A 19,374-nucleotide genomic window follows, 5' to 3' on the forward strand; every position below is an offset into this window, starting at 1 on the left:
ATCAGCGCCCCTCGGACCGGGGGAGCACCTCGTCATCGAGGGGCGCGGTGAGCTGCTCCGAGGGATCGTGCTCGGCGGGCTCGGGATCACGCCCATCCCGAGCACCCGCTCCCGCCCCGGAACGGGCGGCCTCGGCCCCCTTCGGCGAGCCGCTCCCGGCCGGGCCCCCGCTCGGCGAGCCGCTCCCGGCCGGGCCCCCGGCGTCCTCCGATTCGCCGGATCCCCCCGATCCCGAGGCCGCTCCGGCGGCCGTGCGCTCACCGCCCTCCGGGGCGGGCTCTTCGCTCAGCGGCTCGACGAAGTCCGTGTCGACCCCGAACATGCGATCCTCGTCGAGAGCCTCGAACGCCGCCGTGTCCGAGAGATGGTCGACCACCTCGGGCGTCTCATCGAGCAGCGCCGACACCTGCTCCTCCCCGAGCGGAATGTGCGCGACATCGGCGGTCAGGGCGCGACCCAGCGGGCTCGCCACGTTGACCATGCGATCCAGCATGGCGACGGCGTCGTCGATCACGTCCTGCTCGTGGGCGTCGGTGCCGTGGAGCAGCCACCGCGCCACCTCGAGCTCGTGATACAGGGCCGCTCGCGTACGCAGATGGTCCAGGCGGCCCGCGTTCCGCCGGCGCGCGTACCGCGAGAGCACGACCTCGAGCACCTCGGACCCCGCCCCCAGCAGCCAGGAGAGATCGGCGGCCGGATCACCCAGCGACAACTCCGACCAGCCGAGCACTGCGGAGATCCGGTCCTCGTCAACGCGCAGCTGCCCCGCATCGAGCGAGCCGTGCACCATCACCGGCGCGAAATCCCACAGCTCCGCCGTCTCGACGGCCCGTTCCCACCGCTGCAGCACCGTCTCTGGCACCAGCCGGCTCGCAGCGGCACGATCGATGAGCCGTGTGGCGCGCAGCCGCAGATCCTGGGCCGTGCGCACCGGCAGCCCGCCCTGCTGCGCGACCGTCACCGGCAACTCGTGGACGGCCGCGATCGCCGTCGCCAGGGGGTCCAGGAGCAGCGCATCCTCGCTGAGGTCACCCGCCTCGAAGCGGGCCCCGTCGAGATGAGACGAGACGACCGCCCGCGTCTCACCGGCGCGGGTCATGCCGAGGGTGCGGGGCACGGCGAAGGGCAGACGACTGCGCGGTCCCTCACCGAGGGCGGCGAGGCCGAGCAGCTCCGCCGACTGCTGCACCTCGGCGGCCTGCGTGCGGGGCACGCGGACCAGCAGCTCATCCTCCTCGGTCACCACCACCGCCGCGGCGAAGTCCTCCTCGTCCGGCAGCTCGCGCACGCCGAAGACGACGAGGCCCGGCACCGCCGAGGTCGCGAGCGCGGCTAGAGTGAAGGGAATGCTGGCCATGTATTCAGGGTATGCAGCTGCGTGGCACTCGCGCACGCGCCACGCGCACCGCCGCTCAGACGCGGTGGCGATCCGGTCGTGCTGCCCCGAGCGCCGCGCCGCGCCGTCGGCTCGCCGCGCAGTGGCCCGAGAGGAGAAGCAATGAGCCCGGACCGACCGCCCTTCGCGAGCACCACGCTGGATCGCGACGCAGCCACCCGGGCGAAGCCGGAACGACTGCGCGCAGCGTGGGCGGAGACGGGGGCGCGGCTCCTGCGCCTCAGGGGCGCCGAGGTCCCGGTCGCGGAGGGCCCGGAGCGCACTCGGCTCGCGCTCCTGCCCGTGGCGGGCGAGTTCGTGGCCGCCGAGCCGGAGACGGGTGCGGCCGGGCACCTCTTCCTGGGACGGATCGACGGTGAGCCCGTCTTCGCGCGCGTCGAGGAGCCCGCAGCGCGCGGCACGGAGGCACCCGCCGCGCCGGGACGCGGGGCCGGGGACGAGAACGAGCGGTGGCGTCCCATCCTCGAAGTGGGCGCCGAGCTCGACGAGCCGGAGCGCGAGCTCGTGGCCGTCGCCTCCGCGCTCGCCCGCTGGCACGAGCAGGCGCGCTACTCCCCCCGGGACGGAGAGCTCACCCTGCCTGAGCAGGGTGGCTGGGCGCGCCGCGACGTGCACGGGGCCGAGCTCTTCCCCCGCACCGACCCCGCGGTGATCGTCCTCGTCGAGCATGAGGAGCGGGTGCTGCTCGGTTCGAACGCGCTCTGGGAGACGGGGCGCTTCTCGCTGCTCGCGGGCTTCGTCGAGGCGGGGGAGTCGCTGGAGCAGGCCGTCGTGCGCGAGGTCTTCGAGGAGTCGGGGGTGCGCCTGGGCGAGGTCGAGTACGTGACCTCTCAGCCCTGGCCCTTCCCCCGCTCGCTGATGCTCGGTTTCCGGGCACGCCTGGCCCCGGGGACCGACCCGGAGGCGCTGCGACCGGACCCCGAGGAGATCTCCGAGCTGCGCTGGTTCACGCGCGAGGAGCTCAGGGCCCCCGGCCCGGGGATCCTCCTGCCGGGCCGGCTGTCGATCGCGCGGTGGATGATCGAGCGCTGGATCGCGGAGGGGCCCCGTGGGGAGTGACGCCGCGGCGATCCTCGCTGGCCTCGATCCCGAGCAGCGCGAGATCGCGGAATCGCTGCGCGGGCCGGTGGTCGTGCTGGCGGGCGCGGGCACCGGGAAGACACGCGCGATCACCCACCGCATCGCGCACGGCGTGCTGAGCGGGGTGTACGCTCCCGAACGCGTGCTTGCGTTGACGTTCACGCGGAAGGCTGCGGGGGAGCTGCAGGGCCGTCTGCGCGCGCTCGGCGCTGAGGGCGTGCGAGCCCAGACCTTCCACGGTGCGGCGCTCGCGCAGCTGAACCACTTCTGGCCCCAGCTGGTGGGCGGCGAGGCTCCGAAGATGCTCCCCGGCAAGGTCTCGGCGCTCTCGCAGGTGGTCGAGGGGCTCGGCCTGCGGCTCAGCGGCGAAGCCCTGCGCGACACCGCCTCCGAGATCGAGTGGCGCAAGACCTCGATGCTGGGCATCGACGCCTATGCGGCGCGCGTGGACTCCCGGCCCTTGCCGCTCGGCCTGAGCGCCGAGCAGCTCGTGGAGGTGCATCGTGGCTACGCCGCGCTGCTGGAGGAACGCCGGCAGATCGACTTCGAGGACGTGCTCGTGCTGCTCACCGGGATGCTCGAGTCGGAGCCCCGTGCCGCGCTCCAGGTGCGGGAGCGCTATCGCTTCTTCACCGTCGACGAGTTCCAGGACGTCTCGCCGCTGCAGCATGCCCTGCTGCGGGTCTGGCTCGGCGGGCGGGACGACGTGTGCGTGGTGGGCGATGCGAGTCAGACCATCTACTCCTTCGCGGGCGCCTCGAGCAGCTACCTGCTGCGGTTCGGTGCAGAGTACCCGCACGCCCGCCAGATCCGTCTCGAGCGCAACTACCGCTCCGTCGAGCCCGTGGTGCGCCTCGCCAACCGACTCATGCGCGACCGGCCGGGCGCGCTGACGCTGCACGCCACCCGTGAGGGCGCGGTCCCGGAGGATCTGGCCCCCTCCTTCCAGTGGTTCGCCCGCGAGCAGGACGAGGCCGAGGCGGTCGCCGGCTCCGTCGCGGCGGCGATGCTCGCCGGAACGCCCGCATCGGAGATCGCGATCCTCTACCGTACCAACGCCCAGTCCGCCCGCTTCGAGGAGGCGCTGACGCGGCGCGGCATCGGGACGCGCGTCCACGGGGCGCAACGGTTCTTCGAGCGCGCCGATGTACGAAAGGCCGTGATGCTCATCCGCGGCGAGGCGAAGGTCGCCGACTCGCGTCCGCTCTTCCAGATCGTCAGCGATGCGCTGCGGGCCAGCGGGTGGACCGCGAAGGCGCCCGAGGGCCCCGCGGAGCGAGAGCGCTGGGAGGCCCTGGGCGCGCTGCTGTCGCTCGTCGACGAGATGCCGCCGGGCACCGGGATCCGCGAGTTCAGCGAGGAGCTGCTGGCTCGTCAGCGCAGCCAGCACGAGCCGACGCTGGAGGCGGTCACGCTCAGCGCGATCCACGCGGCGAAGGGACTCGAGTGGTCGCTGGTGCATGTCGTCGGCCTGAGCGAGGGCATCCTGCCGATCGCGCACGCCGATGACGAGGAGAGCATCGAGGAGGAGCGGCGGCTCTGCTACGTGGCCTTCACGCGGGCCCGCGATGTGCTGCGGCTCTCGGGGGTGGAGGGCGGGGCGCGCTCGCCGCGGCGACCCTCGCGTTTCGTCAGCGAGGCCGGCCTGCTGCCCTGAGGGAGGGTGCGCCAGCGGGACGTGCTGCAGCTGCGGCCGGGCTCGTGCCGTCGTCGGGCAGAGTGCACGCGCACTCCTGATGGGGTGCGACCACGTCGACCAGCGGGGCGCCGCTCACGAGCCCGCGCCGCACCGGGATCACGTAGCGGATGATGTGCGCCGTGTCGTCGCCGGCCTGCCAGGCGCGCAGCAGTTGCCCCGCGAAGGCCGCGACCATGTGGGCGGCGGCACCCGATTCACTGCTCGGCGTGCGGCCGGCGAGCTGCGATGCGAGGACCGGATAGGCGGGGTCGCGCCGCAGCAGCGCGAGCGTGACGCAGCTGTGGCAGGGTGAGCCTCTCGGCCCGACGAGCGGGCCGACGTGGACGGCGCCGTCGGTGAAGCGGACGAGCAGGTGCGGCACGCCGGCGATGAGCCAGCGCTGCGCTCGCCCGAGGGGTTCGAGGAAGCGCTCGACGTGAATCGCCAGCTCATGCGGGGCGTGCCCGTCGAGACCGCACAGACCCGTGCCGAGCAGCGCGTCCCGCAGCCCGGGCACTTCCCGGCCGTCGTCGCTGAGCACCGCGTTGAGCCGGCGCGAGAGCGGCCGGGGGCGGGGCGGCGGCTCCGAGACGAGGACCTCGCGCAGCTGTTGGAACAGGCGCTGGGCGTCGCCACGGGACACGCCGAGCGCGCGCACCGCCTCGCCCAGCCGGGGGCGTTCGATCCCGCGCAGCAGGCGCGCGAGCAGCCGCTGCTCGCGCGCGGTCGGATCGACGAGCCGGGTGTGCGCGCGTTCGAAGCCGACACGCAGGGTGTACGGGTCCTCCCAGCAGAGGGGCAGGTCGGGATCGATGCGGGTGAGGTGCGCGCTCATAGCACGAGTGTGCGCGCTCTTTCCGCCTTCGGAGGAGTTATGCACAGGGGAATGGCGAAACCACCCTCGACGCGCGCTTCTCGATGGCTGGGAGCGAAGCCTCACCCACCTCGGGGCGCCGCGCATCGCCCACCCGCGGACCGCAGCGGCGCCAGCACCTCAGCGCGCGTCGCCTCCCGTGCCGCCGTCGCCCGTGCCGCCGTCGCCCCCCTCGTGCGGAGGAAGCTCGCCGTCGAGCAGCTGAGCCAGCGCCGTGTCGAACTCATCGGCCTCCGCGTCCGGCGCGGTGCCCGCGAGACCGAGGCGCTCCAGCAGGCGAGCCGGATGGTCGAGCTCCTCGGCGGTGGGCAGCAGGTCCGGGTGCGCCCACAGTCCGTCGCGCGTGGTCACATCGCTGCGCTCCGCCACGAGACGCCAGAGCGCCGCCGCCTCGCGCAGCCGCCGCGGCCGCAGCTCCAGGCCCACGAGCGAGCCGAAGGCGTGCTCGGCGGGGCCGCCGGTCGCACGTCGCCGGCGCACCATCTCCGCGATCGCGTCGGCGCCGGGCAGCCGCTTCGCGGCGTCCGCGGTCACCACGTCCACCCAGCCCTCGATGAGGGCGAGCATGGTCTCCAGTCGCGCGTGCGCCGACTCCTGCGCCTCCGTCTTCGGCGGGATGAGGGCCCCGCCCGCGATGAGCTCCTGGATCTGCTCGGGGCGCTCGGGATCCAGCTCGCGAGCGAGCTCCTCGATGCGCTCGGTATCGATCCGGATCCCGCGCGCGTACTCGGTGATGGCGGTGAGCAGGTGCAGCCGCAGCCACTTCGTGTGCCGGAACAGCCTGGCATGCGCGAGCTCGCGCACGGCGAGGTAGAGGGTGACGGCCTCGGGGTCCTGGTCGAGGCCCTCCGCGAAGGCCGCGACGCCGGAGGGGAGCAGGGCCCCGCCCTCGCGGCCGGGACCCGAGAGCAGCGGGATGCCGATGTCGCCCGCAGAGACCACTTCGCCGGAGAGCCGCCCGACGATGGTGCCCAGCTGCACGGCGAAGAGCGCCCCGCCCACGCTGCGGAGCATCGGGGTGGCCCCGCGCATCGCCTCGCTGAGTTCCTCGGGCATCTGCGTCTGCAGCGCGTCCGTGAGTGCGCGGGTGATCGACTCCGCCACGGGCTCCGCGAGCCCCACCCAGGTGTCGAAGGACTGCTGCACCCACTCGATGCGGCTCATCGTGCGCGGAGCGTCGGGGGTGGTTCCGAGCTCCGTGGCCTCGTCCAGCCAGAGCGTCGCCACGGGGAAGGCACGCTCGGCCGGCGCCGGGTCCGCCCCGGCCGAGCCGTCACCCGCGACCTCGATGGCGGTGCGCCGCGCGGCGGACCAGTCGATCCCCTCGCCGGGGTGCTGCATCGCACCCTGGAGCGTGGCGAAGAGCCCCTGCAGCGCCTGCGGGTCGATGGGGAGACCCGCGGCTTTCGCGAACTGCTCGGGATCCATGCCGGCGCCGGGCCCCCCGCCCGAGAGCATGCTGCGCAGCATGCGCTGCAGCTCCTCGAAGTCGTCGCCCCGCCCCTGGTCGCCCGCCTCGTTCCGGTCGTTCGCGCTCATTCCCGTTCCTCCGGTCGTCCGTTGCCCACCACGCTACGGCACGGCGGTCAGATCCGCCTGCTAGATTGACCGTCGCTCGGCGATTCCGTTGCGCCCACTGCGAACAGCGGCACCGGGCCGGAAAGGACGTCGCGGGTGGATCAGGATTCGGGCGAGCGGCGGCGCACTCGCACCCTGCTCGGCGCAACCGCGGTGGCCGGCGCGCTGCTGCTCGCGGCGGTGACCCCCTCGCCCTATGTGGTCGAGCAGCCGGGGCCGGTGGTGGACACGCTCGGGGAGGCTGAGGACGACGGGAAGAGCGTCCCCGTCATCTCGATCGAGGGAGCGGAGACCTACCCGACCAGTGGCAGCCTCAACCTGCTCACCGTCTCGATCCTCGGCAACCGGGAGCAGCCGCGGAGCTGGCTCGCGCTCGTGCCCGCACTGCTCGACCCCACGCAGCGCATCGCCCCGGTCGACGAGTTCTTCCCGGAGGGAGTGACGGTGGAAGAGCGGGACACCGAGAACGCCGTGCTCATGGACTCCTCGCAGATGCAGGCAGCGGCGGCGGCGTTCCGCGCGCTCGGGCAGGAGGTGCGGACCGTGCTGACGGTCGCCGGCGTCGCCGAGAGCGGTCCGGCCGCAGGCGAGCTGGAAGCGGGGGACCGGATCGTGAGCCTCAACGGCCGGAAGCTGGCCGACTTCACGGAGCTGCGACGCGGCGTCGCGGCCTCGGAAGACCGAGCGGCCGTGCGCCTCGGGATCGAACGGGACGGCGAGCCGCAGGAGCTCGAGCTGACGCCGCGTGCCCCCCGCGAGGGTGAGGAACCGATGCTCGGGATCACGGTCGCTGCCCGCTACGAGCTGCCGGCCGAGGTCGACTTCTCGCTCACCCGCATCGGCGGGCCGAGCGCGGGGCTGGTCTTCGCGCTCGCGGTGCTGGACCGGCTGACGCCGGGCGAGCTGCTGGAGGGGCACACCGTGAGCGGCACCGGGACGATCACGGATGCCGGCGAGGTCGGCGCCATCGGCGGTCTCGCGCAGAAGATGTGGGCGGCGGATCGCGCGGGCAGCGAGCTGTTCCTCATGCCGCTCGCCAACTGCGCGGATCTGCCGGATCGGCGGCCGCCGGGCCTGCGGATCGCTCCGGTCGCCACTCTCGACGAGGCCGTGCAGGCGATCGAGGCCGTGAATGCGGGGGAGGAGCCGCGGGGCGTGGAGCGCTGCGCCGCTGCGTCGTAGATGCCGTGCGGTGGGCGTGCACCGTTCTCTCGAGTGTGTGCCGAAATCACCGCGACCAAGCGACACGCTCGCGAGAACGGTACACCATCGCGAAGGAGTCGGTGCACGGGGACACGAGCGCCGCGCCCGCAAGAGGTCCGGCGGAGGCGCCGCGCCGGGTTTCCTGTCAGCGGTGGACGATAGGGTGGTACGGACCTCGCCCGGCACCCTCACGGGTGCACTCTGGACAGGAAGAGCTACAGAGACGTGACCGACCAGAACGCAAGCGCGCCGGCCCGTCGGCGCCGGCTATCGCCGCTCGCCATCACCGTCATCCTCGTGGTGGTGCTGATCCTCGGCTTCCTCGCCGTGGCCGCGGTGCTGACCGAGGTGCTGTGGTACCGCCAGATCGGCTATCTGCCGGTGCTCACCACGCAGTGGATCGCCGCGGGGACCATGTTCCTCATCGGCTTCCTGGGCATGGCGGTGCCGCTCTTCCTGTCGATCGACATCGCGTATCGCAAACGCCCCGTCTACGCGCGGCTCACGGCGCAGCTCGACCGTTACCAGGAGCTCTTCGAGCCGCTGCGCCGGCTCGTGAAGTGGGCGCTTCCCATCGTGGTGGGCCTCTTCGCCGGCTTCAGCACGGCGACGCAGTGGCAGACCGTGCTGCTCTGGCTCAACGGCTCCCCGGCGGGCACGAAGGACGCCCAGTTCGGCCTCGACATCTCCTTCTTCCTCTTCGATCTGCCGGTGCTGCGCGGCATCGTCGCCTTCGCCTCCGCGGTGGTGCTCCTCGCCCTGATCGCCGGCGTCGCGACCAGCTACCTCTACGGGGGGATCTCCTTCGCGGGCCGTGACGTGCGGGTCTCGAAGGCAACGCGGATCCAGGCCGCCGTGCTCGCCACCGTCTACCTCCTGCTGCAGGCCGTGAGCCTCTGGCTCGATCAGTATGCGAGCCTCACGGGGAACGGCGGCCAGTGGACGGGCGCTCTCTTCCAGGACGTCCACGCCGTGATCCCGGGCAAGCAGATCCTCGCGGGCATCGCGGCCATCGTCGCCGTGCTCTTCCTCGTTACCGCCTTCACCGGAAAGTGGCGGCTGCCCGTGATCGGCACGGCGCTGTTCCTCGTGTCGAGCATCGTGCTCGGCATCGGTTACCCCTGGGCCGTTCAGCAGTTCCAGGTGCAGCCCGATGAGAAGAGCCTCGAGGCCGAGTACATCGAGCGCAACATCGAGGCGACGCGCGCGGCCTACGGTCTGGACGCGGTCGAGACGGAGCGCTACGACGCGAAGACGGACGCCGAGCCCGGAGCCCTGCGCAACGATGCCGAGACGACGGCGAACATCCGCATCATCGACCCTGAGGTGGTCTCGCCCACCTTCGCCCAGCTGGAGCAGATCAGGCAGTACTACCAGTTCCCGTCGACGCTCAGCGTCGATCGCTACGACATCGACGGCCGCGTCGAGGACACGGTGTCGGCGATCCGCGACATCGACATCAGCGACCAGAGCGGCTGGTACAACCGCACGCTCGTCTACACCCACGGCTACGGCCTGGTCGCCGCCTACGGCAACCAGCGCTCACCCGGCGGCGAGCCCGTGTTCCTCGAGAACGGCATCCCGACGAGCGGCAAGCTCGGCACCTTCGAGCCGCGCGTGTACTTCGGCACGAACTCACCCGAGTACTCGATCGTAGGCGGTGAGCGCGACAAGCCGATCGAGCTCGATTTCCCGGCCGACGCCGAGAGCGCGGCCGAGGCGACCGCGGAGGATCCGGAACCCGCCGACCCGGCCGCGAGCGACGAGCAGGCCGGCGGCGGCGAGCAGAAGACCGAGGTCGTCGAGGAGCCCTCCGGGCGCCAGAACATGACCACCTTCTCCGGCGAGGGCGGGCCGTCGCTCGACAACCTCTTCGCGAAGCTGATCTACGCGCTGAAGTTCCAGGACATGGAGATCCTCCTCTCGGGCGCGGTGGTCGACGGCTCGCAGATCCTCTACGACCGCGACCCCGTCCAGCGCGTGCAGAAGGTGGCCCCGTACCTCACCATCGACGAGTCGCCCTACGCTTCGGTGGTCGACGGGCGCATCGTGTGGATCATCGACGGATACACCACCTCCGCCAACTACCCCTACTCGCAGCTGGGTGACATGAACGCCATGACGGTCGACGCCGACAACCGGCGCACGAACCCGATGCCCAACACGATCAACTACATCCGCAACTCCGTGAAGGCGACCGTGGACGCCTACGACGGGAAGGTGACGCTGTACGCCTGGGACACGGAGGATCCGCTGCTGCAGTCCTGGGGCAAGATCTTCCCGGGGACGCTCAAGGGCGTCTCGGACATGAGCGGCGAACTGCTCAGCCACGTGCGGTATCCGAGCGACCTCTTCAAAGTGCAGCGCTCGGTGCTCGGCCAGTACCACGTGACCGACGCGGACGCCTTCTACTCGGCGGAGGATCGCTGGCGGACGCCCGACGACCCGGTGTCGGGTGCCGCGGCGGGAGCCGACAAGCTCGCCCAGCCGCCGTACTACCTCACGCTGGCGGCCGGAGCCGATGCGGAGCCCAACTACTCGATCTACTCGACCTACATTCCGGACCAGCAGGGCGAGGGCTCGCGAGACATCCTCACGGGGTACCTCGCCGCCAACTCGAACGCCGGTTCCGAGGCGGGCAAGGTCTCGGAGGAGTACGGCACCCTGAAGCTGCTGACGCTCCCGAAGGGGGACCCGATTCCCGGACCGGGGCAGGTGCAGAACAGCTTCACGACCGACTCCGAGGTCTCCCGCCTGCTCAACATCCTGCGGCAGGGCGAGAGCCAGGTCATCAGCGGGAATCTGCTGACGCTGCCGGTGGGCGGCGGCCTGCTCTACGTGCAGCCCGTCTATGTCCAGGCCTCGTCCGGGACGAGCTTCCCGATCCTGCAGAAGGTGCTCGTCGCCTTCGGTGACAAGATCGCCTTCGAGGACACCCTCGACGAGGCGCTCGACTCCCTCTTCGGTGGCGACTCCGGCGCCAACGCCGGAGACGGCGGCGTGGAGGTCTCCGATCCGGTGACCGACGCAGGGACGGGCGATGAGGCGGAGCAGCCCTCGGACGCCGGGGAGCCGAGCAAGGACTCGGGCGCGGGCTCCTCGGGCGGGGATGCCTCCCTCGACGAGTCGCTGCGCGAGATGCAGCAGGCGATCAAGGACCGCGACGCGGCGATGCAGTCGGGAGACTGGGCGGCGTACGGCAAGGCGGACGAGCGACTGCGGAAGGCGCTGGAGGCGGCCCTCGCGGCCGAGTAACCCGGAACCGCTCTGACGGCCCGGTCCCGCCGAGGGGCCGGGCCGTCGAGCGTGTGCGGGAGGTGCTCCGGCCTCCTCCGCTCACATGAGACCTCAACGCACTGGGCGGGGATTCTCTTCGCGCTGAGACGAGCGTCGGAGAGGCGCGGTCCGAGACGGACGGGGGAGCTGGACGCGGAGGGCACCGGCTGAGCGCGGGGCGTTCGCCGCGCTGCCCCGAGGGAAAGGCGAAGGCCCCTGGCCTGGGATGAATCCCAGGTCAGGGGCCTTCTCGTGGTTGCGGGGGCAGGATTTGAACCTACGACCTCCGGGTTACGACTGTTCTATTCTTGACCTATCCTCGAACAGGTCACCTTGCCTTAGAAAACACAGGCATCTACCTACACAGAGGGCACTTTTGTCTACCGGAGTTTGATACGTGTCTACCGGACTATGCGGGTACTTGTGCGGGTACTTATATTGCTTTGAACCACTGCATAAAGTACCCTCAAGACATGAGCAAGACCCTGCACCGCGCGCCCTCTACCCGCCTCGAACCCGGCCAGCACTCCGTGGATCGCGTCACGCCCGTCTGGAACGACGACCGTGGGGCATGGACGATGAAGTGGAGCGTGCGGCTCAAGGATGGCCGTCTGATCGCCGGAAAGCGCGCCCAGGGCGCGACGAAGGCGCAGGTGCGGCAGCGCGCTCGCGAGGCCGCCGAGGAACTCCTGAAGACGGGCGGCATGCACGGCGCGTGGAGGGGCACCTCGGGCCTCGCCGACTACATCGCGCAGGTCTCGATGCCCGAAGTCGAGAAGAACACCAACGCGAACACGCTGGCCCGCTACCGCCTGGCTCTGAAGCAGCTCGTCGGCGGCTGCGACGACCACAAGCACGAGAACTCGCTCAAGGGCCACAGCATCGCGTCTGGGGCGCGTTTCCGCGTATTGGAGGCATGCTTGCAGGAGATCGCCGCTCTGCACGGCTCTGAGAGCGCCAGGCAGGCGCGTACGGTGCTCGGCAAGTACGTCGTGCAGCAGCTCATCCGCGAGGGCCTGCTCGAAAGCAACCCGCTCGCGGGTATGAGCATCGACCTCAAGACGGGGGCCCGTGAGAACACGAACCGCCGGGGCGGCAGCCAGTCGCTCAGCCGCGAGCAGTGGCTCGCCGTACTTGAGTACCTGCTCGCGCTCGACCCTGAGGATGTTGAGAAGCCGCGTCGCGGCCGTTGGACTCGCGAGGATGCCGTGGCGAAGCGCCGTGCGACCATCGATCTCGCGCTGTTGCAGGCGACGACGGGGCTGCGTCAGAGCGAGGCGAACCGCATCGACTGGTCGCTCGTCAGTATGACCAAGGACGGCAAAATGCTGATCTACGTGCCCAAGCACATCGCGAAGAACAAGAAGCCGCGCACTGTGCCGGTGCTCGATCCCCGTGTGGTCGAGCGGCTGAATGAGCGCCGGGCCGCCGGCGCTCTCGTCATCGGCTCGCCAACCAATCAGACGGTGGTCTGGGATCGTCGGAATTGCTCGGGTGCGACGAGTGCGCTCTACGACGAGGTGGCGGAGGCTCTGGGCATCGAGATCATGGGCACCGAGGCAGGGCGCTCGCATATCTGGCGCGCGACGCTCAACACGGTGACGGCGGCGCTCGGTGTGCCGGAGGAGATCAGGTCTGCGAACTTCGGGCATGATGCCGAGACGAACCGGGGCGCGTACCTCGACCACACGAACGCGGACGCGATGTTGGCGGCCTACGCCAAGCTGCACGACACGCCGAAGTAGACATCGGCCCATTCGTCGGTATGGCCCGGTAGGGTGGTAAATACCTCGCGCGGTGCGTGCGGGGTGGCTGTGGACACTCGGCTCGTGACCGAGGGTGAGAGATCACCTCCAGGTCGGCCAGAAGTACTCGGGAGTACGCACCCGGGAAATGCTCGTTTATCTGGAAACGGGCTCGGTCGCACCTCATCTGAATGAGGTGCCGACATGGCCATGAAGACTTCCACCGCGACCGTCGTCGCGCTGACCCCCGCGCGTGTGTCGAGCGATGCCGCCGCGCGCTACCTCGGTCTTGAGCCTCAGACGCTCACCAACTGGCGGAACCTCGGCAAGGGGCCCCGCTTCACCCGCGACGGCAAGCCGGGCAGCCGGGTCTTCTACCGGGTCTCCGACCTTGACGCTTGGCTTGACGAACAAGCCGTGCGGTCGAACTCTGCCGTCTGACCCCCGCAAGAGCCGTCTCAACAATGAGACGACCCTCGCGGTATCCGGGCGTTGACAGCGCACCGGGCGAGGGTCGTCGGAAAGAATCCATGACCAAGAATACCTCACAGAAGCGGGTCTCGCGCTATCGCGGACGCCGCCACCGCGCCTACAAGTTCGAGGTGCGCTCTGCCTTCGTGTCGCGTGAGCGGCTGCATGCCGCCCTCCGCGTCTCCGGCACGGTCGAGGAGCACCTGTTCACCGGCCACTACCGCGACGACACCGAGCGGCATGTGCAGGGTTACCTGCGCACGGCGCGCGGCTCGAAGCTCACCGAGCGCGAGGCTGTAGCCCGCATCGCCGCCGGTGGCATCCCTCCCGAGCTGATCCGCGTGGTGCCCTTGGCGGGGCGCAATGCGGTGGAGGCGTTCGCCCACTACCTGACGCACGTCGACGAGATGCTGCAAGCCCGGTACCACCGCGAGGAGTTCTTCGCGAGCGATCCCGAGGGCATCTGGGCACGTGTCGATGCCTGGCTCGGGCGCAAGGCGCGTGCCGACGAGAAGAGCGACACCGAGGCGCTGGTCGAGCGTCTGCGCCAGCGACTCATGGACGGCGAGATTGCGCTCCACGATGTCCAGCTCGACTACCCGAAGCTGTGGGCTGCCTATCGGGGCAGGTTCAGCGGCCTTGAGAACGTGCGCGAGAATGCCCGCAAGCTGCGCGAGGAGGCCGAGGAGCTGCGCGAGTATCAGCGCCGGGAGCAGGCGCGAAAGGCTGCCGCTGACGGGCCCGCTGTGCCCGCCGTTCCTGTCGATGACGAGGCCCGTGAGCATCGCGCCTGTGAGCGTCGCGAGACCGAGGATCGCGCGCTGGCCGAGTCGGCTGAGCGGCGCGCTCGTGAGGATCGTGAGCGCGAAGCGCGTGACCGCGAGCACGATGCCCGGATCGACGCGCGCGTGCGTCAGCTCGACCGCCGCCAGGAGCTGCGGAAGCTGATGGACGCCCGCGAGGTCGAGCTGCGAATGCAGGCAGAGCATGACGGGCTCGACGCCGAAGCGCTCGAAGACCTGCTGCTCGATGACGAGACCTTGAACCAGTACGACGCCGAGCTGAATGCCCTCGTTCCCATGTAGACCCGAGCTGCCCACGAGTGGCGGCTGCGAGCACCCGACCGGGTGCGAGCTGACGACAACGACGAAGGAAGTACACCGATGAGCGAGATCGACTACGCGGCTCTGGACGCCGCCGACCGTGACCAGACGCCGAAGAGTTCGCCGAGGGTGCGGGCGGCGGTGAAGAGCACCGCTGAGCGCGTCGAGGAGGCTGCGGCTGCGCTGGCGAGGCTTGAGGCGCAGCTCGCCGAGGAGCGCGAGCTTGCCGTGCTGCGCGCCGCCTACGCGGCGCAGCACGGTGCCGAGGCCAAGAAGTCGATGAAGCGCACGGCGCTGATCGACGCGTTGGCTGAGTCGTTCGGGATCGCGTGAGCCGATGCCGAACGCCGGGGTTGGGGTCAAGGGGCGGGGCTTAGCCCCGGCCCCTTGCCAGCCGTATTTGTGGGAGGTGAGCGCAGCGAAACCGACCACAAATGCGTTGCTGGCCGGGTCACGGGCGCCTCACTCTGCCAGCAACAGCAGCGGTGAGGTGCCCGTGACCGCACGGAGTGCGCCGACGACGAGCGAGGAGACGAGACGATGAACGACAGTGAAGAGACGAAGACGACGCGCGAGGAGTTGGTGCACGACGTGCATCTGCGCCTCACGGAAGACGACATGCGCCTGGTGCGCGGTGTCGCCGAGGCGTTGGGCGTGACGCAGAGCAAGGCGCTGCGGCTGATGCTGCGTCGGCTCGACGGCGGTGCGGCGGCGGTCGCTGCGGCCCCGGTGCTCGACGATGTGCGCGACGCGCTCGAGCGGTTCGCACGAGCGCACGAGCTGCACGCGGTCGCGCTCGACCGGGTGGGAGCAAACCTCAACCAGATCGCGCGGCACCTCAACTCTGGGGAGCGTGCACACGATCACGAGGTGATCGCCGTGTTCGATCAGACGCGGCGTGCGCTGCGCGACACGAGGCTCTACCTGGGCCGCGACCCGGAGAAGATGCTCCGGTGGCTCGGCCTGCACGAGCTGATGATCGAGAGCGAGGCTGCCTGATGGCATCGAGTGCGATGAGCCCGACCACGAGCACGGGTCGCGGCTGCAACTACATGGTGCGCGGCACCGCGCACGACGGTTCGGGAGAGCCCCGCGCCGTCTACGTCGGCGGTGTCGGCGGCATCATCCCGGCGGTCGCGCCGGGACAGTTCGCGGCGATCCGCCGCCGGTTCGGGAATGAGGGTGCCAAGCGCCAGGGCATCATGGGCTACATCTCGTTCAGCCGCGAGGAGCTTGACCCCGACGACCCCGACGCGGGTCTCAAGGCGCTGCGCATCGGGCAGCGCCTTGTCAACAAGCAGTACCCCGGTCACCCTGCCCTGCTCGCGGTGCAGCGCGACGGGGTGGGTGGCCTGTGGCATGTGCACTTCCTCGTGTCGGCGGTCAGCGACCGCGACGCGGTGCACATCTACCGGCGCAAGCCCCGCAAGGGCGAGCAGCCTGAGCCCGACGGCCTCATCGAGCAGCAGGATGCCCGCGCCGCCGGGCGTGCGGTCAGCTCCGCGATGACGAACGCGTGGCGGTTGCAGCACACGGTAGACAGCGTGCTCGCCGACGAGGAGTTCATGCAGTCCATCGGGCTCACGGCCTACGACAACGAGGCGCTAATGGAAGAGCGCCGCGTCGGCATGGCCGACCGCGCGACCGCTGCCGAGCTTGAGGATCAGCACGCGGGCAACGACTGGCGCGCGCATCTGCGGGCGGTGGTTGCCGACGCGCAGGCCGAGGCGACGAGCCTGGACGAGTACCGCGATCTGCTCAGCGCTCGCGGCATCGAGCTGAAGACGCGCAAGAGCAAGACGGGAACCGACTTCGGCGACGGGGTGCCGGTGAACTTCAGCTACCGGCTCACCGACGCGCTCGGCAAGCAGCGCAACGCTCGCGCCGGTGGCCGTGACGGCATCGGCGACGAGTTGGGATCGGCGGCAACGCTCGCGCGTATCGAGCAAAACATCGCTCCGCAGCCGCAGCCGCAGCCGCAGCCGCAGTCTCTGCCCGCACCGACCCCCGCGCTGCAGCAGGCGGCACCGTCGTTCAGCAGTGGGCTCGCGGGACTCCGCCGCCAGCGAGACGAGGAAGAGCACGAGGCGCAGACGGTAGAGCGCGTGGCGGCATACGAGAGCCCTTCTGAGGCTGTGGAAGCGCCCGAGGTGAGCACGGCCCCGCCGAAGGCGACAAAGGCTGTCAGCGGGCCGCCTGTGAAGCCTCGGCGCAGGCCCGCGCCGTTCGTGGTCGAGACTGACCGCGAGCGGCTGGCCAGGGAGATGCGCGAGGAACGGCAGCAGCCTCGCCCGCAGACCCCTGCCGAGCAGTACGGCTTCGGGGAGTGACCCCCCTTCTGAGGGCAACGGTGCGCAGCACCGGCGGCAGCCAGAAAGATTTGAGGGCTCAGGATGACCTCCTGAGCCCTCAAATATCTGATCGGTGTCAGCCGTAGCAGATGGGCTTGTCGGGCGGGCATCCGCCGCCACTCTGGCCGGGAGGGGGCGCGATCTGCGTGCCGCCGCCGTTGCTGCCGCCGCCTCCGCCGGGGTTGCCCCCGCCGTCGCCGCCCCAGTTGCCGCTGTTGCCGGAGTTGCCGCTGTCCCAGCTCTGCTGCTCGGCGGCCTGGCGAACGGCCTCCTCGGCAGCCGCCTGCTCGGCGGCCTGGCGCGCGGCTTCTGCTGCTGCGGCTTCCTCGGCGGCCTTCTTCTCCGCGGCGAGGCGAGCGGCCTCATCGGCCTGGAAGAGGGCGAAGTCCTCGGTGAGCGCGGTGGACGCGGTGTCCAGGGCCTTGGCCGCGTCGGTCACGGCCTTCGCCTGAGCAGTGGCCTGCTCGGCGTCGTCGCGGGTCTCGCAGGCTTCGGCGAGCGCCTCCTCGGCCTCGGCGAGCCCCGCCTTGGCGTCGGTGACGTCCTTGACGAAGTCCGCGCCGCTCTGGCGAGCGGGCACGGCCTTGACCTCGGGCTTGTCGCCCTCGGCCTTCTGGGCCTTCACCTCTTCGACGGCCTTGCGGTCGGCGTAGGCGGTGCTGGTGCCTCCGGCTGGTAGCTCGGTGTTCTCCACGGCGGTCAGCGCATCGGTGGCAGATGCAGCCGCCTCCTGGGCAGCGTTGTGAGCCGTCTCGGCGTTCTCGAGCGCGACGTCGCACAGGCGCGCGGTCTCGGCCTTGTAGGTGTTCACGCTGACAACGGCGGCGATCCCGCCACCGGCGACGAGCGCCGCTGCGATGAGCGGCACCCAGAAGCGCGTGCGTTTGCGCCTCGGGGCCGCATCGGGCGTCACTTCTTGAGCCTCACGGTCACTGGTACGTTCATCGCTGCGCGGGTCTTGTTGCCCTGGTCGATCATCGTGCCGATCATCGCGCCCTGCATGCTCGCGTTGATGACGCCGTTGACCTGGGCCACCCGGGTGGCCCGCTGCTGCTCAGCGATCTGGGCTGCGTGCATGTCCAGAATCGCCTGGTGGCGTTGATCTTCGATGAGCGCGTTCACGGCCTCTTGCACGGTGGATGCGCGGCCATCGTGAACGATGTGCCAGCACGCGCCCACGTCCACGGAGTTGCGGTACTTCTCCGGGAACCATCCGTTGTAGTTCTCGCGGTATTCTTTGCGGGCTGCGGCGAGCTGTGCGTCGATGGGGCCAACCTCGGGTGCGGCAAGCTGAGCGATCTGCTGCGCGGCAGCCTGGTTCGCGGCTTCGATCTGCGCGTTCTTCGCGGGCACTCGCCCATTGCGGACGGCGACGAGCACACCCGCCAGAATCAAGGCCACCGGCAGAGGGGTGAGGAAGAGCGCGGCCACACCGACAGGCGGCTGGGCGCTGCTGTCGCTCTGGTAGGCGTTGCTCCATGCCGACATCGCGCCGAAGAAGATCATCGTGACGATGATCGTCAGTGCGATGGTGCCGATCAGTACCCAGAGCCAGTACATTCCGGCGCGCCACTTCGAGATGTACGGGGTGTAGAGATGCGCGTGACGTTGGTAGGCCGCTTCCTTCTGCTGTTGCAGGCTCTCGAAGCGCTGCAACAGGTGGAATAGGCCAGCGATTCGCTGTTCGAGTTGTGCTCGTGGCTGGGTGTTCATGTCTTCTGTTCCTTTCGCGAGCTACTGGCGCACCAGCATGACGGCGGTCTGGCCGTTCCAAATGCGGTCTTGGTCAGGCAGGTCTGTGCCTGCGTAGTAATCGGGCAGCGCGATGGGGGTGCCTGCCGGGTAGAACGTGCCGAACGGTGCGCCCGGTGCGATGTAGGCGATGCCGCCGTCGCCGTTCAGGTCGCCTCGATCAACGAGTTCCTTGGTGGCGCCGCTGTCGTAGGTGGCCGTCGGCAGGGCGATGGTCACGCACCCGTTCTGATCATTGCTCTCGGCGGTAGGGCACCAGTGACCGTTGGCGTCGCCGCCCACTGTTTCCTCAGTAGCGGGCGCTTGATCTTCGGCGATCACTGCGCCTGAGTCTTCATCCCAGGTGTAGGTAGTCGTGGTGAGGATCGGGGGCGTGTTCGCGCCTCCTGGCACTGCGAAGGTGAGTGCTATGGCGCTGTCGTCGATGCGCTCCGTGACAGCGTCAGGTGTTCTGGCCTGGGCGCGTTCGGTTACGGTCGCTGCCGGGATGAACTGGCCCCGGTTGAAGAACATCACGGGCGTGATCTCGAACGCGGTGCAGCATTCCGCAGGGCGCAGCACGATGTAGGACAGCTCGGCGCACTCGTCGTATCCGCTCACATCGCTGTACTCGCCTGCGGTATCCCACGCACGGGTGGTCTCGACCTTGTTCGCCCACTTCTCAAGCGCTTCGAGACCGGTGAGTCCTGAGCATTCCTTTGGTGCCGGGGCTTCTGCCTCGGTGGGTGCGCTGGGCTCGGGCTCGCTCGGGGTCGAGCAGCCGGTGAGGGCGATCAGCAGCGCTACCCCCACCGCTGCCTTCATCGTGATGGACTTCTTCGTCAAGGCGCGCATGACGGGGCCTCATTTCCTGTCGTAGTGACGTGA

At 70.1% G+C, this 19,374-nt stretch carries 16 protein-coding genes; 10 read left to right on the top strand and 6 right to left on the bottom strand.

Features of this window, described 5'->3' with window-relative positions; translation table 11 throughout:
• Position 1: 1 nt before the first annotated feature.
• Positions 2–1,357 (bottom strand): phosphotransferase, encoded by a 1,356-nt coding sequence (locus B4915_RS08270; RefSeq protein ID WP_105805329.1) that lies wholly within the window; start codon positions 1,355–1,357, stop codon positions 2–4.
• A 141-nt stretch (positions 1,358–1,498) separates the two neighbouring features.
• Here B4915_RS08270 and nudC point away from each other — a divergent pair, with 141 nt between their 5' ends.
• Together nudC and B4915_RS08280 are read left to right on the top strand one after the other, a co-directional pair.
• The gene (gene nudC, locus B4915_RS08275) at positions 1,499–2,455 is read left to right on the top strand and encodes an NAD(+) diphosphatase (protein ID WP_105805330.1); all 957 of its coding nucleotides are present in this window, start codon (positions 1,499–1,501) and stop codon (positions 2,453–2,455) included.
• Positions 2,445–4,133 carry an ATP-dependent helicase gene (locus B4915_RS08280; protein ID WP_105805331.1) on the top strand — a complete coding sequence of 563 codons (1,689 nt, stop codon included), beginning with the start codon at positions 2,445–2,447 and terminating at the stop codon, positions 4,131–4,133. The genes nudC and B4915_RS08280 overlap by 11 nt, the downstream gene beginning before the upstream one ends.
• Here B4915_RS08280 and B4915_RS08285 read toward each other — a convergent pair.
• Entirely contained in the window at positions 4,108–4,989 is an 882-nt protein-coding gene (locus tag B4915_RS08285; RefSeq protein WP_105805332.1) for a hypothetical protein, read from the bottom strand. The two genes, B4915_RS08280 and B4915_RS08285, sit on opposite strands and share 26 nt — an antisense overlap.
• Before the next feature lie 159 nt (positions 4,990–5,148).
• The gene (locus B4915_RS08290; RefSeq protein WP_105805333.1) at positions 5,149–6,567 is read right to left on the bottom strand and encodes a zinc-dependent metalloprotease; all 1,419 of its coding nucleotides are present in this window, start codon (positions 6,565–6,567) and stop codon (positions 5,149–5,151) included.
• 135 nt (positions 6,568–6,702) lie between these two features.
• Here B4915_RS08290 and B4915_RS08295 point away from each other — a divergent pair, with 135 nt between their 5' ends.
• The 8 genes from B4915_RS08295 to B4915_RS08330 all read left to right on the top strand — a co-directional run bounded on the left by B4915_RS08295 (position 6,703) and on the right by B4915_RS08330 (position 16,734).
• The gene (locus B4915_RS08295) at positions 6,703–7,788 is read left to right on the top strand and encodes a YlbL family protein (RefSeq protein ID WP_105805334.1); all 1,086 of its coding nucleotides are present in this window, start codon (positions 6,703–6,705) and stop codon (positions 7,786–7,788) included.
• Positions 7,789–8,034: 246 nt separating this feature from the next.
• Positions 8,035–11,064, top strand: coding sequence for a UPF0182 family membrane protein (locus B4915_RS08300; RefSeq protein ID WP_105805335.1), 3,030 nt, complete (start codon positions 8,035–8,037; stop codon positions 11,062–11,064).
• 494 nt (positions 11,065–11,558) lie between these two features.
• Positions 11,559–12,830, top strand: coding sequence for a site-specific integrase (locus tag B4915_RS08305; protein WP_105805336.1), 1,272 nt, complete (start codon positions 11,559–11,561; stop codon positions 12,828–12,830).
• A gap of 204 nt (positions 12,831–13,034) precedes the next feature.
• Positions 13,035–13,271 carry a helix-turn-helix domain-containing protein gene (locus B4915_RS08310; RefSeq protein WP_105805337.1) on the top strand — a complete coding sequence of 79 codons (237 nt, stop codon included), beginning with the start codon at positions 13,035–13,037 and terminating at the stop codon, positions 13,269–13,271.
• A gap of 89 nt (positions 13,272–13,360) precedes the next feature.
• A complete protein-coding gene (locus tag B4915_RS08315) occupies positions 13,361–14,386 on the top strand; it encodes a hypothetical protein (RefSeq protein WP_105805338.1) in 1,026 nt (341 codons plus the stop codon).
• A 78-nt stretch (positions 14,387–14,464) separates the two neighbouring features.
• A complete protein-coding gene (locus tag B4915_RS08320; RefSeq protein WP_105805339.1) occupies positions 14,465–14,737 on the top strand; it encodes a hypothetical protein in 273 nt (90 codons plus the stop codon).
• A 207-nt stretch (positions 14,738–14,944) separates the two neighbouring features.
• Positions 14,945–15,403 carry a plasmid mobilization relaxosome protein MobC gene (mobC, locus tag B4915_RS08325; RefSeq protein ID WP_105805340.1) on the top strand — a complete coding sequence of 153 codons (459 nt, stop codon included), beginning with the start codon at positions 14,945–14,947 and terminating at the stop codon, positions 15,401–15,403.
• A 53-nt stretch (positions 15,404–15,456) separates the two neighbouring features.
• Positions 15,457–16,734, top strand: a complete 1,278-nt coding sequence (locus tag B4915_RS08330; protein WP_181158503.1) for a relaxase/mobilization nuclease domain-containing protein — start codon at positions 15,457–15,459, stop codon at positions 16,732–16,734.
• Between the two features lie 97 nt (positions 16,735–16,831).
• On the opposite strand, the gene B4915_RS08335 is transcribed toward B4915_RS08330, so the two are convergent.
• The 3 genes from B4915_RS08335 to B4915_RS08345 are packed head-to-tail and all read right to left on the bottom strand — an operon-like array spanning position 16,832 to position 19,341.
• Positions 16,832–17,668: a hypothetical protein gene (locus tag B4915_RS08335; protein ID WP_105805342.1), complete on the bottom strand. Its 837-nt coding sequence runs from the start codon at positions 17,666–17,668 to the stop codon at positions 16,832–16,834.
• The gene (locus tag B4915_RS08340; protein WP_146120042.1) at positions 17,665–18,468 is read right to left on the bottom strand and encodes a hypothetical protein; all 804 of its coding nucleotides are present in this window, start codon (positions 18,466–18,468) and stop codon (positions 17,665–17,667) included. The genes B4915_RS08335 and B4915_RS08340 overlap by 4 nt, the downstream gene beginning before the upstream one ends.
• A gap of 21 nt (positions 18,469–18,489) precedes the next feature.
• Positions 18,490–19,341 (bottom strand): LppP/LprE family lipoprotein, encoded by an 852-nt coding sequence (locus tag B4915_RS08345; RefSeq protein WP_105805344.1) that lies wholly within the window; start codon positions 19,339–19,341, stop codon positions 18,490–18,492.
• Positions 19,342–19,374: the final 33 nt, after the last annotated feature.

Origin of the sequence: Leucobacter massiliensis (genome assembly GCF_002982315.1) — a bacterium.
Lineage (GTDB): Bacteria > Actinomycetota > Actinomycetes > Actinomycetales > Microbacteriaceae > Leucobacter > Leucobacter massiliensis.